The following is an 18,338-nucleotide window of genomic DNA, read 5'->3' as shown; positions in this document are numbered from 1 at the left end:
ATTTGTATCGGTGGTCGTGTAGTGGTAGACGGATCTAATCCGGATGCTATCTCCTACCTCTGGAATGATGGAGACACTAATCCGGTGAAGGAAATCACGCAACCGGGTAAGTACATCATCTCTGTAATGGATAAGTTCTGTTCCAGGATCACAATGGATAGTGTTAGTGTGAATGTAGCAGGTATCCCTGCGGTGCTGCTCGGTAATGACACCACATTGTGTAAAGGCCAGACACTCACTCTGACAGTAAACGCAGGAACAGGTAACAGTATCAAATGGCAGGATGGTGCGACCACACCAACCTACCCGGTAACTGTATCCGGTTATTACTCAGTTACAGTCTACAATGATTGCGGTACTGCTACAGACCAGATAGCCGTAACATTTAAAGAATGTGAAACTAAACCGCAGTTCCCGAACGCCTTCACACCGAATGGTGATGGTAACAACGATACCTTCAAACCAGTGGTTAACGGATCAGTATATGATTACGAATTCCATATTTTCAACCGTTGGGGTCAGGAAATCTTCTTCAGTAAAGATTCCCAGACCGGATGGAATGGTAGATTCGGAGGCCAGCTTGTGGACAATGGCACATACGTATGGTTGCTGACCTATAAGAAAACCACAGGGGGATCAGCGATTATAGCGAAAGGAGTGGTAACCGTTATCCGATAAGAAGTATAAAATACAAATAGGCAAGGCGCCCCGGGAAATCCCGGGGCGCCTTGTGCGTTACAGGACATATTATTGTCTTATTTACATTAAATTATATACACATCTTTTACATTTAATATATTATTCCTACCTTTAATGTTAAAATATCCTCACTTTTAGCCATATCGGTAGAAATTAACCTATAACCTGTGAAAAGCATTAGTTCTTCTGAAACACCATCCCTATAAGGATTTGGAAGAACTTTTCATTGGTGAAAACAATAAATCAGGAGATGAATATGGTACTTAATATTCATAACCCGATACTTTTTTAATAAATAACAGGACAATGAGAAAGTTCGTAACGCAATTAATTCTCTGCATTTTCTGTGCAATAGGCATGGTGCAGGCTCAGACGGTTCACATGAACATACCTGATACGGTCTGTATGACTACTACTACCAGTACTGCCGATCAGGCTAAATTTACAAGTGTGAATGCTTCCCTGAGCGGAGGGTCTACTTCCAGTGTTCAGCTGCCGGTATGGACAATCACTACCCCTGGTGGAACAGACGCAGATTATAATATATTATATTCGGCCAATACCTCTACCGTTAAGGCTACCAAATTAGTAAATACAAAATCACTGACAATAGAGTTTCTGGTACCAGGAACTTATACGTTTAAGGCATCAATTACTTATGTCTCAGGGGGTAAAACCCTGACTTCCAGTGTTACTCAGACAATAGTAGCCGTCGATTGTACAATTTCTACCTGTAATGGTGGATATGCTGTCATGGCAGGATTCAATGAGGATTTCGGTACAATGGCAACAGGCGTAGCCCGCCGGCCTTACCCGGTTGACAGCGTTGTACAATACACATATCAGCCTTCCGGCGACTTAGTGGATGAATATTATGCAATTAGCGCTACGACCAAGCAAAAAAGTAACTGGTTAGATAAACCCGATCATACCGGTAATACAAATGGCGCTATGCTAATTGTAAATTCAGCATATAAGCCGAGTAAGATGTATCAGAAAAAAGTAACCGGCTTATGTAGTGGTTCTGTTTATAATTTCAGTGCATGGTTCCTGAATGTTGATATTGAAAACTCATTTGAAACCCTTTGCCTCAGCGCTTATCAATATGCAGGTGTAACCTTCCAGGTGGTCAATGCAGCTGATACAAATCAGGTACTTGCCAAGTTCAGAACCTATGCGGTATCAATGATGCTCCCATCCACTAATTATAAGTGGCAGCGTTATGGCGGACAGTTTACTATTCCAGCCGGCGTCACGGATGTATTAGTACGTATCTTGAATAATAAACCTGGTGGATGTGGTAACGATATCGCGCTTGATGATATCAGCTTTACTTATTGTAGTCCTATTATTACGGCTGGCCTGGTAGGTAATAGTACCAATCTGAAAGAAGTATTGTGCGAAGGGACCCCGGATACATTATCATCTTCTATATTACCCGCCGGGTATTTCACTCATCCCATTTATCAATGGGAAATGAGTGATGATGGTGGTATCTCATGGTTTAATGTGCCTTATGGTACAGCCAGGGATTCTTTACTCAAAATCCCTGCGGGAGAATTAAAAGGTACTAAAACGGTAGCGGCAGACTACCTTTTCCGTGTTCGTGTATATGATAAAGGGATCCCGGATTCCTTAGGTTGTGCTAATCCTTCAAGCCCGGTTAAAATTACGATCTTACCAATGCCTATCCTGTCTCTTACCAAGAGTCAGGTCTGTGTGGGGGATGCGGTTGACTTAGAAGCATCAGGTGGTTTCGATACTTTCTCCTGGAAGGACCTTCCCGGATATACGGGTGCAACAAGATCCGTCACGCTAACGATGGACACTACTATCTGGGTATATGGTTATGTGTATTATGGTGAAGGCGGCGGCAGAACATGTGTTGATTCAAATAGTGCCGTCATTAAAACAGATATTAAACCCGTTGTGGATGTAACACCTGATACGACTTCTATCTGTCTGGGTGATGTAGTGGATTACAAAATTAACGCATCGCTCGCGGGTAAAGATATCAGGTGGTATCGTGGTTCTCATGGTTCTGCTATTGATACTACATTAATGCCTGAATGGAATGGTGCCACAGATATTGAGGTTCAACCCGGGTCAGTAGCGGATAGTATTTTCTCCGTGATGGTGAGGTCAGGAACCTGTTCGGTACAATCACTTCCTTTAAAGGTGATCATTACACAAACGCCGCCTAAAATCAAGTTCCCGCCGATTATAAATTGTTCCAGTGTAAACACAACTGGTGTATTCAATCTGCCTGATTCTACTCAGACAGGGGTAACCGGTTACTGGTCTCTTGTGTCTTATACAGGTATTGAACTTCAGGCGGGTGAGACGATCGATGACTATGTCAAGATCTACAATCCAGCCAAGATGAATACCAAAGTAAGTATACCATATGGTAGTACAGTGGTAATTGGCTGGACGGCTCAGCCTACAGCTAACGGAACTTGTAAGATTACTTCTACGGATACACTCTCCCTGGTGAACAATCCTACCTACAGCGATGCAGGTCCGGATCAGACACAGTGCGGAACTTCGAATGTATTCACCATGGCAGCTTCTGCACCGGATCTTACATTGACTGGTCCTGCTGCAGAAAGCGGTGTATGGACACTGGTATCGGGTGTAGCTACTATCGCAGATGTTACCTCCCCTACTACAACCGTTACCGTTGCTGGTATACAGGATGTAGTATTAACATGGGCAATTACTAATGCTGCAGGCTGCTCTGGTAACGTGTCTACTATCACCTTACACAAAACAGCACCTCCATCTGCTATACTGAAAGCACCTCTTACTATATGTAGTTCAGCGGGTACCTTCAATGTGGATACAGTTTCAACCACGGGAGCACCTACTAATTATGTACTGACAGCAGGTACACCTGCCCTGCCTGGGTTTGTAACAATGACTGGTACACTTGCATGGCCTATCACGGTTACTTATCCTACAGGTACATTACCTTCTCCTAATACTTATAACTTCATCCTCACGGTATCTACTGCCAACCCGGGATGTACTACAGATATTCCGTTCTCTTTAAATGTTTCTTCTCCTCCTACCGCTCCTACAGGCGTTACCGTGGGTACACCAAGTATTTGCGATACTGGTTCTACCATCCTTACTGTTGTAGGTGGGGACCTTGGAAAGAAAGCAGATGGTGTTACAGCAGATTCTAAATGGAAATGGTATGCAGGAGCATGTGGCGGTACAGCTATCGACAGTGGTGCTTCTATCGCTGTTCACGGCATCAGCGCTACCACTACTTATTATGTGAGAGCAGAAGGTACCTGCGGTAATACTGCCTGCGCAAGCGGAACAGTGACTGTATATACCAAACCGGCCGCTGCTGCTGCCGGAGTTGATCAGTCTCATTGCTCTGACTCCCTGTTCACCATGGCGGCTAACACGCCAACGGTTGGAACAGGTGTCTGGACAATTGTTTCTGGTACGGCTACTATTACAACACCTGCCAGTCCTACAAGTACGGTATTCGTGTTAGCGGGTAATACAGCCACGCTGAGATGGACGATCACAAATGGTGTTTGTACATCTAATGATGATATCGTACTGACCAACTATAAAAAGATACAGGCGGCTGCCGGTGCTGATCAGAACCATTGTGCAACTCCTGCTTTCACCATGGCAGCTAATACGCCTGCTACAGGATCAGGTGCATGGACATTGGTGTCAGGTGCTGCCACCATCACAACACCAGCAAGTGCTACTTCTGCTGTTACTGTGGCTACTGGTGCTACCGCTACACTGAGATGGACAATCACCAATGGAACATGTACAACTACAGATGATGTAGTGTTAACTAACTACACTACACCAACAACTTCTGTTGCCGGTTCTGCTCAATCTCATTGTAATGATTCCCTGTTCACTATGGCGGCTAATACACCAACAGTGGGAACAGGTATTTGGACAATTGTTTCAGGTACGGCTACCATTACAACACCTGCCAGTCCTACAAGTACTGTCTTTGTGTTAGCGGGTAACACAGCTACCCTGCAATGGACCATTTCAAATGGTACATGTACCGCTTCTTCTTCAACTGTCGTTCTTACCAACTATAAAAATATACAGGCTGCTGCCGGTGCTGATCAGAATCATTGTGCTACGCCTGCTTTCACCATGGCAGCTAACACACCTGCTACCGGATCAGGTGCATGGACATTAGTTTCAGGTGCTGCTACCATCACTACTCCAGCAAGTGCTACTTCTGCTGTTACTGTGGCTACTGGTGCCACTGCTACCCTGAGATGGACTATTACCAACGGAACCTGTACAACAACAGATGATGTAGTGTTAACTAACTACGCTACACCAACAACCTCTGTTGCTGGTCCTGCTCAGTCACATTGTTCGGATTCTCTGTTCACCATGGCTGCTAATACGCCAACTGTGGGAACAGGTGTATGGACAATTATTTCAGGTACAGCTACCATCACAACTCCAACCAGTCCTACTACGACTGTCTTTGTATTATCAGGTAAAACAGCTACGCTACAGTGGACTATTTCCAATGGAACATGTACCGCTTCTTCTTCTACAGTTGTTCTGACCAATAGCGCTGCGCCAACGCCAATCACTCCGGCTCCTGACCAGACACATTGCTCAGACTCCCTGTTTACAATGGCGGCTACTCCTGCAAGTTTAGGTGCTGGTGTATGGACCATTCTTTCTGGTACCGCTACCATTACTACACCTGCCAGTCCTACAAGTACTGTGTTCGTGTTAGCTGGTAACACCGCTACCTTACGCTGGACCATCACTAACGGTGCCTGCGTATTAACAGACGATGTTGTACTGACAAATAACAAAAAGATACAAGCTGCTGCCGGTGCTGATCAGAACCATTGTGCTACGCCTGCTTTCACAATGGCGGCTAACACGCCTGCTACAGGATCTGGTGCATGGACATTAGTTTCAGGTGCTGCTACCATCACAACACCAGCGAGTGCTACTTCTGCAGTGACGGTTGCTAATGGTGCTACCGCTACACTGAGATGGACAATCACCAACGGAACCTGTACAACAACAGATGATGTAGTGTTGACTAACTACGCTACACCAACAACATCCGTTGCCGGTCCTGCTCAGACACATTGTAATGACTCTCTGTTCACCATGGCGGCAAATACGCCAACTGTAGGAACAGGTGTTTGGACTATTGTTTCTGGTACTGCTACCATTACTACGCCTGCCAGTCCTACAAGTACTGTCTTTGTGTTAGCAGGCAACACGGCTACTCTGCAGTGGACTATTTCCAACGGTACATGTACCGCTTCTTCTTCAACTGTCGTTCTTACCAACTATAAAAATATACAGGCTGCTGCCGGTGCTGACCAGAACCATTGTGCTACGCCTGCTTTCACGATGGCAGCTAACACGCCTGCCACCGGATCAGGCTTATGGACAGTGGTATCAGGTACTGCCACCATCACCACACCAGCGAGTGCTACTTCTGCAGTGACGGTTGCTACCGGTGCTACCGCTACCCTGAGATGGACAATCACCAACGGAACCTGTACAACAACAGATGATGTAGTGTTAACTAACTACGCTACACCAACAACATCCGTTGCCGGTCCTGCTCAATCTCATTGTGCTGATTCTCTGTTCACCATGGCAGCTAACACGCCAACAGTGGGAACAGGTGTTTGGAGCATTGTTTCAGGTACGGCTACTATCACTACGCCAACTAGTCCTACAAGTACTGTGTTTGTATTAGCGGGTAAAACAGCCACCCTGCAATGGACTATTTCCAACGGTACATGTACTGCTTCTTCTTCTACGGTTGTTCTGACTAACTATATGAAGCCTGCAAATGCAGCAGCTGGTCCGGATCTGTCTCATTGTTCTGATTCACTGTTTACGATGGTAGCCAACAAAGCTACTTTCGGTGCTGGTGTATGGACGATCGTTTCAGGAACAGCAACTATCACCACTCCTTCAAGTGAAGTAACTACCATCTTTGTAAAAGCTGGTAATACGGCTACTTTAAGATGGACGATCACAAATGGTGTTTGTACAACCAGTGATGATATTATCCTGAGCAATTCGCTAAAAATACCAGCAGTTGCTGGTCCTGACCAGGGACATTGTGTGGATCCAAACTTTACACTCGCAGCTAACAGCCCAGGTATTGGAACAGGTGCATGGACACTGGTAAAAGGAACAGCTACTATTACAACACCAACCAGTCCAACATCAGCTGTTACAGTTGCCACCGGTGACTCTGCTTACCTGGTATGGACTATCACTAACGGTTCGTGTACTTCAACAGATACCGTTATTCTCAGAAATGCACAAAAAGCAGTAGATGCGGATGCTGGTACGGCTCAGGAACAGTGTGGAAATCCTGTCTTCACCCTGGCTGGTAATACTCCTGATCTGCCATCTGCTATTGGTACATGGACAGTTCTGTCACCTGCATCTGTGACCATCGCAGCTACAGAAATACACAAAACAAATGCGACAGTAAATGTACCTGCCGGTGTTACAGCAACACTGACATGGACCATTTCTAACTTAACATGTTCGACCTCTTCCAATGTCACACTCACTAACTTCGGTCCGATTCTGGGTAACACCATTACCGCTGACCAAACACTGTGTACAACTGAAACACCAGCTACGCTCACAGGTGGTGCTGTAAGTGGTGGTAAAGGAACATATACCTACCAGTGGGTAATGAGCACAGACAGCATTAACTACACAGCTATTGCAGCTGCAACCGGTACATCTTATTCTCCTAGTGTAATCGCTGTTACTACCTGGTTTAAACGTGTGGTTACTTCCGGTACATGTACTCCTGATACCAGCAACCAGGTGAAATTACAGCTGATCACCAAACCACCTGTAGTTGTAAGTGTACCTGCTGCTATCACTACTGATTGTATACAGGGTAAAGATTACACGACGCTGTTTGGTACTCCTACCTTCAGTCATGAGCCGTACAATAGCGAAGCGCTCTCCTATACATCTACTGATGTTACGACAGTCGTGGATGCCTGTACAACTACCATCAGACGTACATGGACTGCCACTGACCGTTGCGGATTAAATACTTCTGCTCAACAAACCATTACTGTGGTTGACAGAACAGCACCAGTATTCACCACTGCCGCTCCTGCTAACGTAACGGTGAATTGTGATGCCGTACCTGCAGCTGTAAACCTGACCGCAAAAGATGATTGCGCTGGTATGCTCACTGTTGTGCCGATCGAAGTAAGACAGGATATTGCCGGAGCATGTACCAGCAATTACCTGCTGATCCGCAAATGGGTGATCGCTGATGCCTGTGGTAATGTGAGTGATACCTTAAGACAGACCGTTACTGTGAAAGACTTAACACCACCTGTATTTACTATGACACAGCCTGCAAACATCACTGTAGATTGTGATAAGGTACCTGCTAAAACAGACCTCACCGCTACAGATAATTGCACACCTGGTGTCATCACGGTGACGCCTGTAGATTCCCTGGCCACCATTACAGGAAGCACCTGCACACAGAACTATCGTATCATCCGTAAATGGGTAGCTACTGATAACTGTGGTAACACGACCATACTCAGACAAACAATTACTGTTCAGGATACTACCAGACCGGTATTCTCTATCTCAGCACCTGCAAATGTGACTGTAGATTGCGATAAGGTACCTGCTCTGCCAACTGTCACCGCTACCGACAACTGTACTGCTGTCGTTACTGTTACCGTAGGGCAGAAAAAGGAATTCCTGTCAACTACCTGTTCTAATAATTACAAATTAACCCGTACCTGGACCGCCAAAGACGATTGTGGTAACACTACCACCATGTCTCAGGTGATCGTGGTACAGGATACAACCAGACCTACATTCACCGTAGTACCTCCGGCAGATACGACTATCAGTTGTGATGCTATCCCGGCACCACCTACTAATCTGAAAGCAACCGATAATTGCAGCGCTACCAGCAATGTGAAAATCGCTTACACACAGACAAGACAAACCATCACTGGTGCTTGTGCCAGCAACTATCAGCTGATCCGTACCTGGACTGCTAAAGATGAATGTGGTAACAGCACCGTGATCCGTCAGGTAATCACTGTCGTAGATACCACCAAACCTGTGATCGATCCGGCTCCGGCTGACATCACCGTGAATTGTGGAGAATCTATCCAGATTGCGGCTACGCTGTATGCAAAAGATAATTGCGATGGGACCTTCCCTAAGAAGGCCACTATGACCGAAGATCCTTATACTAAAGATATCTGTAACGGATACACTATCATCAGAAGATGGACCATTGCAGATGCTTGTGGTAACCAGGCAATAGAACGTGTACAGACCATCACGGTAAATCCTTGTCCTAAACCAGAACTGGATCCTACCCTGCCTGTCAACTGTTCTAACAATACCAAGTTTGCCATCCTGTTGAAAAACAAAGTAAGCAAACCTAAATTCACGCTCGTTAGTATCACACCAGCAACGGCCGTAACCACTCCGCTGACACAAACCAGCAACGTGTTCGATCTGAAAGGTGCTACTCAAGCTACCTTCACAGTGACAGACGGTGTAACGGGTTGTGTATCTGATCCCGTGACTTACGATCTGCAATACACCGCTAAACCTGTGGTGAACCTGGGTAATGACACTTCAATATGTAGTGGAAACACCCTCACCCTGGATGCTGGTGCTGCCAACGCGGCTTACACTATCCGCTGGTCTACCGGGGAAACTTCCCAGATGATTACAGTTGCCAGTGCAGCTACTTACACTGCAACAGTGACAAATGCGGGTTGTTCGACAACGGATTCTATCAAGGTGAAAATCAATACACCGCCGGTAGTTAACATCCCGGATACAAATATCTGTGAAGGCCAGACAGTGAAACTGAATGCCTATGTACAGGGTGCTACTTATGTTTGGAACACCGGTGATAACACCGCTTCCATCACTGTAAGCCAGTCCAACATGTATTGGGTAGATGTAACATTAGGTGGTTGTACTTCTTCTGATACAGCAACTGTAACAACAAATCCAGCACCGAATGTGACCTTAACAAGTGATACCGCTATCTGTCCGGATGAAACAGTGATGCTCACTGTAGAACCAGATGGTGGAACCGTGAAATGGTTAAGCGGAGAAACAACGAATTCAATTGTTGTTTCCAAACCAGGAGATTTCTGGGTAACGGTAACGCGCAGTGGTTGTATCGTGAGTGATACAGTGAAAGTATCTGAGAAATCTGCCATCACCATTGATCTGGGTCCAGACAGAGACATCTGTATCGGTGGTCGTGTAGTGGTAGACGGATCTAATCCGGATGCTATCTCCTACCTCTGGAATGATGGAGACACTAATCCGGTGAAGGAAATCACGCAGCCGGGTAAGTACATCATTTCTGTAATGGATAAGTTCTGTTCCAGGATCACAATGGATAGTGTTAATGTGAATGTAGCAGGTATCCCTGCAGTGTTGCTCGGTAATGACACCACACTGTGTAAAGGTCAGACACTCACCCTGACTGTAAACGCAGGAACAGGTAACAGTATCAAATGGCAGGATGGTGCGACCACACCAACTTACCCGGTAACTGTATCCGGTTATTACTCAGTAACCGTTTACAATGATTGCGGTACTGCTACAGACCAGATAGCTGTAACATTCCAGGAATGTGAGACTAAACCGCAATTCCCGAATGCCTTCACGCCGAATGGTGATGGTAACAACGACACGTTTAAACCAGTGGTTTACGGAACAGTATATGATTACGACTTAGAAATTTTCAATCGTTGGGGTCAGAAGATCTTTACCAGTAAAGACTCTCAGACCGGATGGGATGGTAGATTCGGAGGAAAGCTTGTAGACAATGGAACGTATGTTTGGTTGCTGAGCTATAAGAAAACCACAGGAGGATCAGCGATTATTGTGAAAGGAGTAGTAACAGTTATCCGATAAGAAATACAAACAGGCAAGGCGTCTCCGGATGCCTTGCTCATTAAAGAGCATAAAAAAAGGTTGGAAGAATTATCTTCCAACCTTTTTCATTTAGCTATCAGCTACTAATACAGTAACCTTGCTTTAATAGTATGTTTCACTTCTCTCAGTAATGAAAATGCTTCTTTGGATAATTTGGTATCCACATCCAGCACTACATAACCAATAGTATCACTTGTCTTCAGATACTGACCAAGAATATTGATTTTATTCTTAGATAACACCGTATTTATTTCAGACAATACACCTGGTACATTCTCGTGAATATGCAGGATCCTGTGTGTATGATCAATAGCAGGAACATTGATAGCCGGAATAGTATGAGAACCAAAGCTGGCTCCTTTTTCCAGGTAGTTCAGCATTTTACTGCTTACATCCAGCCCAATATTGTGTTGCGCTTCTTCTGTACTTCCCCCGATATGTGGTGTTAAAATCACGTTCGGTAACTTCTGTAAAGGTGAAGTAAATGCAGCACCATTCTTTTCAGGCTCTACCGGGAATACATCTATCGCGGCACCGGATAACTGACCACTTACCAGTACATCCTTTAATGCATCCAGGTCAACCACCTCACCACGTGCGTAATTGATGAAAATAGCCCCGTGTTTGGCATGAGACAGGATGTCTTTGGTGATCATGTTATTGGTACCTTCCGTAGATGGTACGTGCAGGGAAATGATATCTGCCTGTTCGAACAGTGTTTCCAGTGTTCTCACCTGTGTCGCATTGCCTAATGGCAGTTTGGTCTCAATATCGTAATAAAGCACGTTCATACCCATTGCTTCCGCAAGGATGCTCAACTGGCTGCCTATATTACCATACCCTACAATACCCAGCGATTTGCCTCTCAGTTCATAACTGCCTTTGGCCTCTTTCATCCATTTCCCTTCATGGGCAGCAGCGTTCTTGTCCGGAATACGGCGTATCAGCATAATCGATAACCCTATCACCAGTTCCGCTACAGAACGGGTGTTGGAATATGGGGCATTAAATACGGTCACACCATGTTCCATGGCGTTTTTCAGATCTACCTGGTTGGTGCCTATACAAAAACACCCAATCGCCTGCAGCTTTTGTGCGGCCTCCAGTACTTTTTTGGTGACATGCGTTTTGGAACGGATACCCAACAGGTGTACATCCTTTACTTCGCGGATCAGATCCTCCTCGTTCAGTGCGCCCGACAATCTTTTTACGTTAGCATATCCAGCCGATGTAAACTCTGCTGCTGCAGCATCACTGATATTTTCCAACAATAAAATATTAATCTTCTCCTTCGGATAACTTGTCAACTTTTGCTGATCCATATCTTATAATTTATATATTTCCCTATACTTTTCAATTGGCTTAATAATTGATATAAGGGGCAAACAGGTCACAAACCTAAAAGATGTTACGCAATAATCAAACAGTTGGGCTGTCAAATTTAATTTTGTCAAAAATGTGCCCTCATTTAGGCACTTTTTGAAATTTTTAAGCATTAAAACTTAAAATACCTTTAAAATTGCACTTTACTATCTCTTTTTTTTGTGTAACAAGTCATTAGGTCATAAATTTAACGCTTACGCTTATAACTACGAATCGTATCGAACTTGCAGAATGAAAGCAGCACTTATTGTACTAACTATATCCGGGATTACATTTTCAGCCGTGTCCGCATGCAGCAGCAATGCAGCAAATAATAGAGGAAAGAACAAAAAACAAGATACTACTATTAATAAAACTGTTCCTGATGAGGTTACAACAGCAGTGTTGAACTCGCCTCATACCAGGGCACAACAACAGGAACTGGCTAACTTTTACCAAACCCAGCTATTAAGGGGAGGATTTAACGGATCGATTATAGTGGCTAAAAAAGGGGTTGTCATCTTTGAACAATACCATGGCCTGGAGAATTACCGTACTAAATCTCTCATCACAGACAGCTCTTCTTTCCAGATGGCTTCCGTTTCCAAAACATTTACCGGTATGGGCATTATGTGGCTGGCCGAAAAACAGAAACTGAGCCTGGACGATAATATATTGAAATACATTCCCGGTTTTCCATATAAGGGCATTACCCTGCGTATGCTCCTTTCACACCGTAGCGGTTTGCCTAATTACCTTTATTTCTGCGATAGCATATGGCCGGATAAGGATAAATTCCTGACCAATGAGGATGTGATTGCCCTGATGGAAAAGCATAAACCACCCGTTCAGCATCAGCCCAATACCCATTTTCAGTATTGTAATACCAACTTTATGCTGCTGGGTACAGTAATTGAAAAAGTAAGCGGACAAAAATACGGCACCTTCATGCAACAAACGTTCTTTGAACCCCTGGGCATGAATAATACCTTTGTATATGATCCTTCTACAGCGGCTCGTCCTCATCAGACGGTGAGTCATAAATATAATGGTCAGGCTGAACCGGATACTTATTTTGATGGTGTGATCGGTGACAAGGGGATTTACAGTACCGCACAGGATATGCTGAAATGGGACCAGGCCATGTATAGTGATAAGATCTTCAGTCCGGAAACTATCAAGGCGGCTTATACCCCTTATAGCCATGAAAAGGCTGGCGTCCGTAATTATGGATTAGGCTGGCGACTGATGGTTTATCCGGACAGCACCGAGATCGTTTACCATAACGGATGGTGGCATGGCAATAACACCGTATTCTACCGTATTATAAAAGATACTACCACCATTATCATCCTGGGAAATAAATACAACCGTAATATTTATCATGCCGTGAAACCAATCAGCGCGATTATGGGACACGGTAATGGTGATGAGGAAGGAGAAGAATAATTTACTCCCCATGTTTCCTGTTCGGTAAAACATTCTCCCTTGTCCAGGGGATGGTCCCTGTAAAAGCATGTTTACGTACCGGGCATTCCGCCAGCTGACAATAATGACAGCAAACAGGGATACAGGGATCTATATGAATAAAGAACTCCGTTTCTCCGGAAGTAAATTCAGTATTTACAAGTTGTTCTATCACCTTAAGTTCTTCATGTCCTTCATTTAATTTCAGGTAATAAGGCATAGTGAGATGACAATCAATATGATAGTTATTGCCATACTGCTGCACCCGCATATTATGTACATCAATCCACTGCGGACGACGATGAGTAGAGATAATACTGATCACATGATCTACCACCTGCATATCCGTTTCATCCATCAGACCTGATATAGAGCGTCGTAACAGCAGATACCCCTGCCGGAGTATCAGTGTACCCAGTAATGCAGAAGCCAGGGGATCTATCCATGTCCACCCGGTGAAATTAATGAGCAACAAGGCAGCTACTAACCCTCCACTACTATACACATCTGTCATAATATGCTGTCCATTACCGGAAATGGTAACAGATGACGTCTGTTTGCCATAGCGCATCAGGTATATCCCAAGAAAGAGATTGCCCAGAGTGGTAACCGCTATAATCCAGATACCCTTATCCACATGCTCCAGTGGAGCAGGGATAAAGAAATACTGCCCGGCCTTAAATAAGATCAGACAGCCTGCAATGAAAATCATTGCTCCTTCAAAACCAATAGAAAAAAACTCAACTTTCCCATGTCCGTAAGGATGATTCTCGTCCTTGGGCTTACCGGTAAGATAAATACTGTAACAGGCAAAGGCTCCTGCTACTACATTGATAATAGATTCCAGTGCGTCAGAAAGGATAGCAACTGAGTGTGTAAGGAACCAGGCCGTGAACTTAGTACCTGTTAATATAAAACTCACAATCAGCGATATCAAGATGACACGCAATTCTTTTCTCTTCAAAACATTAGATTGATGCACAAAGAAAAGGAAAATAATTACATAGTAGTTTTTTTGTGATGGTGCTTCGCACCATTACAAAAAAACAAAGGGTTTTGCAGGGCTTCGCCCTGCACCCAAAAAACAAAACAAAAGAAAACCCGGAACGAATGCTCCGGGTCCATTTGATATAATTGCACCAAGTAATTAAGAATTATTCCGGTTTGCTTTCCGGCGGCGTTGCAGGAGCTGCAGGTACTACAGGTCTGCTTTCAGTAGCTGCGGGAGCAGGACGTGGCTCTCTGGCTGCGTCTCTCTGTTCACGTGCTGCCTGGCGATGTTCCTGACGTTCCTGGCGTTCTTCCTTCGCTTCTTTGGTATCCATCTTCTTCTTAGCGGTTTTAGGCGCGAAGATGGCAATCATACGTTTACCTTCCATGGTCGGCATACCTTCCAGTACACCTACTTCAGCCAGCCTTTCAGCGAACTTCAGCAGGATCAGCTCACCACGTTCCTTGAACATGATAGCACGGCCTTTGAATTGTACGTATGTTTTTACTTTATTACCATCCTTCAGGAACTTCTCAGCATGTTTTGCTTTAAAGTCGAAGTCATGGTCATCCGTATTAGGCGTAAAGCGAATCTCTTTCACCTCACTTTTGTGCGCCTTCGCCTTCATATCCTTTTCCTTCTTCTTCTTCTCGTAAAGGAATTTATTATAGTCTATGATGCGGCATACGGGAGGTACGGCATTCGGAGAAATTTCTACTAAGTCTAACCCTTGCTGTTCTGCCATATGCAGGGCTTCCTCTGTGCGGTATACACCAACCTCAATGTTCTCTCCAACTAATCGCACTTCAGGTACACGGATCATCCTGTTAGTACGATGTTCTTGTTGCTGTTCTCTGCGAAAATTGGGGTTTCTTCCTCCCCTGTTAAAACTACTTGGTCTGGGTCCTTGTGGCATTAAAAAGAATAAAATTACTAAATTAATAATTGTCCATAATCTTTAACGATAGTCATAAATGTCTGACTTTTAACCAGATTAATATCGTACGAACTATCTTATTTTAATATGGACTTCAAGCAATTAACGTACCCGAAAATACAAAAGTTCAATCAGTTAAAAATATATTTTATGAACCTGTGTATTTCTGAACGTCTATTCAAAAGGCCTCTTGCTGGCTACTTCTTCTTTTACCAGTTCAATAAACTGTTCAAGGTCCATAGTGCCGATATCTCCTTTTGCCTGGCGGCGAACAGCAACTTTTTCATCAGCCGCTTCCTTTTCACCTAATACCAGCATATAAGGTACTTTAGCCAGTTCTGTTTCTCTGATCTTTTTCCCTATTTTCTCGTTACGATCGTCAATCTCAGCGCGAATTTCCACATTTTTTAACAAATTCGCTATTTTTTCTGCATATTCCTGGTTCTTCTCACTGATAGGCAATATTTTAACCTGTGTAGGTGTCAGCCAAAGCGGGAATTTTCCAGCGCAATGCTCTATCAACACAGCGATAAACCTTTCCAGTGATCCGAACGGTGCACGGTGGATCATTACCGGGCGATGCTTCTGATTATCAGCACCGATGTATTCCAGCTCAAAACGCTCAGGAAGATTGTAGTCTACCTGTATGGTTCCCAACTGCCATTTACGACCCAGCGCATCCTTCACCATAAAGTCGAGCTTAGGACCGTAAAATGCGGCTTCCCCATACTCAGTTACAGTTTTCAGGCCTTTTTCAGCTGCAGATTCGATAATGGCCTGTTCTGCCAGGTTCCAGTTCTCGTCCGATCCAATATACTTACTTCTGTCGTCTTTATCTCTTAAAGATATTTGTGCGGTAAAGTCTGTAAAGCTCAGACTTTTAAATACATACAATACCAGGTCTATCACTTTTAAGAACTCATCCTTTACCTGATCAGGGCGGCAGAAAAGATGCGCATCGTCCTGAGTAAAGCCTCTTACACGGGTTAAACCATGCAATTCGCCATGCTGTTCGTAACGGTAAACGGTACCAAATTCAGCAAAACGCACGGGTAAATCCTTATAGCTCTTAGGGCTGGTTTTGTATATTTCGCAATGGTGCGGGCAGTTCATTGGTTTCAGCATGAACTCCTCACCTTCTTCAGGTGTATGAATAGGCTGAAAACTGTCTTTCCCGTACTTTTCGTAGTGTCCTGAAGTAATATACAGGTTCTTGTTACCAATATGCGGGGTCACTACCGGAAGATAACCGGTATCCATCTGGGCCTTCTGTAAAAAGCTCTGCAGGCGTTCGCGCAACATAGCTCCTTTTGGCAGCCACAGTGGCAAACCTAATCCCACTTTCTCGGAGAAAGCGAATAGTTCCAGTTCCTTACCCAGTTTACGGTGATCACGTTTCTTAGCCTCTTCCAGCAGGTGCAGGTATTCATCCAGCTCTTTCTGGTTAGGGTAAGTGATACCATAAATGCGGGTCAGCATCTTGTTCTTCTCGTTCCCACGCCAGTATGCACCGGCTATATTGGTCAGTTTTATTGCTTTTATAAAACCTGTACTGGGGATATGAGGTCCCCGGCACAGATCGGTAAAGTTACCCTGTGTATAAAAGGAAATAGAACCGTCCTGTAATTCGTTGATTGTTTCAATTTTGTACTGGTCGCCTTTTTCGGTAAAGTACTTCAGTGCATCTTCCTTACTCACTTCCTTACGCTCGTACACACTGTTTTCCTTAGCCAGGGAAGCCATTTTAGTTTCGATCTTTCTCAGATCTTCATCAGAAATGCTGCGGTCTCCCAGGTCTATATCATAATAGAAACCGTTTTCAATAGCAGGGCCATATCCAAACTTAACACCCGGATACAGGGATTCCAGGGCTTCTGCCATAAGGTGGGCAGAAGAGTGCCACATGGTAGATTTACCTTCCGTATCCGTCCAGGTGAGTAATTGCAGGGTACTATCCGTTGTTATTGGCCGGGCCATGTCCGTGACCTGCCCGTTTACTTTTGCTGCCAAAACTTTTCGTGCCAAACCCTCGCTGATAGATTTGGCAATGTCCATTGCAGTTACTCCTGCTTCATACTGACGAACTGCGCCATCCGGAAATGTAATGTTAATCATACTGTTGAGCTGTTATTCTTCAGCTATTGTTGTTTGCTTTTACGTTGCTTATAAAATTGGCTTGCGAAGTTAAGTAAATTGATGGGCATTTTTTACATCTGTTAAAATAAGGGTTACACACTGTTGGGTTACACAGGGCGAAGTTAACAGGCAATACTGCATCAACACAACAGCCAATTTAATATTTAAGACTATCGGTTACCTGTACACAAGACAGCATATCCTTTCCAAAATATGGGTTTTGAGGCTTTGTACTCTTACTGATCCAGTAAGCTCCCCGGTCATTAAAGGCCATCGGGCAGTACTGACGGTAAACGGTTTTACCCTTTAAACCGGTGGTTTTCACCAGGTCGAACAACATATCGGATACCATTTCAAAGGCGGCCCTCTTGTTCTCCATGGTTTTCTCTCCCTGCATGCCAGCCAGTTCTGAACTGATACTGCCCGCATTGGTCCTCATTAGTTCCAGGCGACTGGAATCCATTTGCAGGGTATGCAGGGGCAGGCTATCAATATGCTGTTTCAGTAATCCGGCCCATTTATCGGCATAAGTGATATTTCCTTCCGTTAAATCTTGCGTCAGGTCATAATAGGTATCCATAGCCACCTGTAAAGAATCATAGAATTCCGCGGCATAAGGGGCCTGTAACACTCCCTGATCACCCTGTTTTTCCTGCTGTTCCTGTTTCGCAGGCTGATTACACGCCGTCATGATCAGTACATAAAAGAGTAATGATATAGTAATAATGCCCTTCATATTATATATTCGCTTTTTGT

At 44.4% G+C, this 18,338-nt stretch carries 8 protein-coding genes; 3 read left to right on the top strand and 5 right to left on the bottom strand.

Annotated elements, in window-relative coordinates; genetic code table 11:
* Both BMW86_RS26450 and BMW86_RS26445 read left to right on the top strand, forming a co-directional pair.
* The coding region (locus tag BMW86_RS26450) for a gliding motility-associated C-terminal domain-containing protein (RefSeq protein ID WP_143056703.1) at nucleotides 1-678 on the top strand (678 nt) is incomplete at its 5' end.
* Nucleotides 679-1,005: 327 nt separating this feature from the next.
* The gene (locus BMW86_RS26445) at nucleotides 1,006-10,668 is read left to right on the top strand and encodes a gliding motility-associated C-terminal domain-containing protein (protein WP_143056702.1); all 9,663 of its coding nucleotides are present in this window, start codon (nucleotides 1,006-1,008) and stop codon (nucleotides 10,666-10,668) included.
* Between the two features lie 104 nt (nucleotides 10,669-10,772).
* Here BMW86_RS26445 and serA read toward each other — a convergent pair whose 3' ends face one another.
* A complete protein-coding gene (serA, locus tag BMW86_RS26440) occupies nucleotides 10,773-12,011 on the bottom strand; it encodes a phosphoglycerate dehydrogenase (protein ID WP_089785709.1) in 1,239 nt (412 codons plus the stop codon).
* Nucleotides 12,012-12,303: 292 nt separating this feature from the next.
* Here serA and BMW86_RS26435 point away from each other — a divergent pair, with 292 nt between their 5' ends.
* Nucleotides 12,304-13,500, top strand: coding sequence for a serine hydrolase domain-containing protein (locus tag BMW86_RS26435; protein WP_089785707.1), 1,197 nt, complete (start codon nucleotides 12,304-12,306; stop codon nucleotides 13,498-13,500).
* Nucleotide 13,501: 1 nt separating this feature from the next.
* On the opposite strand, the gene BMW86_RS26430 is transcribed toward BMW86_RS26435, so the two are convergent.
* From BMW86_RS26430 to BMW86_RS26415, 4 genes are all read right to left on the bottom strand, one after another.
* Complete coding sequence (locus tag BMW86_RS26430; RefSeq protein WP_089785705.1) at nucleotides 13,502-14,482, bottom strand: cation diffusion facilitator family transporter; 981 nt, start codon at nucleotides 14,480-14,482, stop codon at nucleotides 13,502-13,504.
* Nucleotides 14,483-14,672: 190 nt separating this feature from the next.
* Nucleotides 14,673-15,425, bottom strand: coding sequence for a translation initiation factor IF-3 (gene infC, locus BMW86_RS26425; protein ID WP_089785703.1), 753 nt, complete (start codon nucleotides 15,423-15,425; stop codon nucleotides 14,673-14,675).
* Between the two features lie 195 nt (nucleotides 15,426-15,620).
* Nucleotides 15,621-17,561 (bottom strand): threonine--tRNA ligase, encoded by a 1,941-nt coding sequence (gene thrS, locus BMW86_RS26420; protein WP_089785701.1) that lies wholly within the window; start codon nucleotides 17,559-17,561, stop codon nucleotides 15,621-15,623.
* A gap of 178 nt (nucleotides 17,562-17,739) precedes the next feature.
* The gene (locus tag BMW86_RS26415; RefSeq protein ID WP_089785699.1) at nucleotides 17,740-18,318 is read right to left on the bottom strand and encodes a DUF3347 domain-containing protein; all 579 of its coding nucleotides are present in this window, start codon (nucleotides 18,316-18,318) and stop codon (nucleotides 17,740-17,742) included.
* Nucleotides 18,319-18,338: the final 20 nt, after the last annotated feature.

It is taken from the genome of Chitinophaga sp. YR573 (assembly GCF_900110995.1).
Classification (GTDB): domain Bacteria; phylum Bacteroidota; class Bacteroidia; order Chitinophagales; family Chitinophagaceae; genus Chitinophaga.
This window is presented reverse-complemented; position numbering and strand designations above follow the sequence as displayed.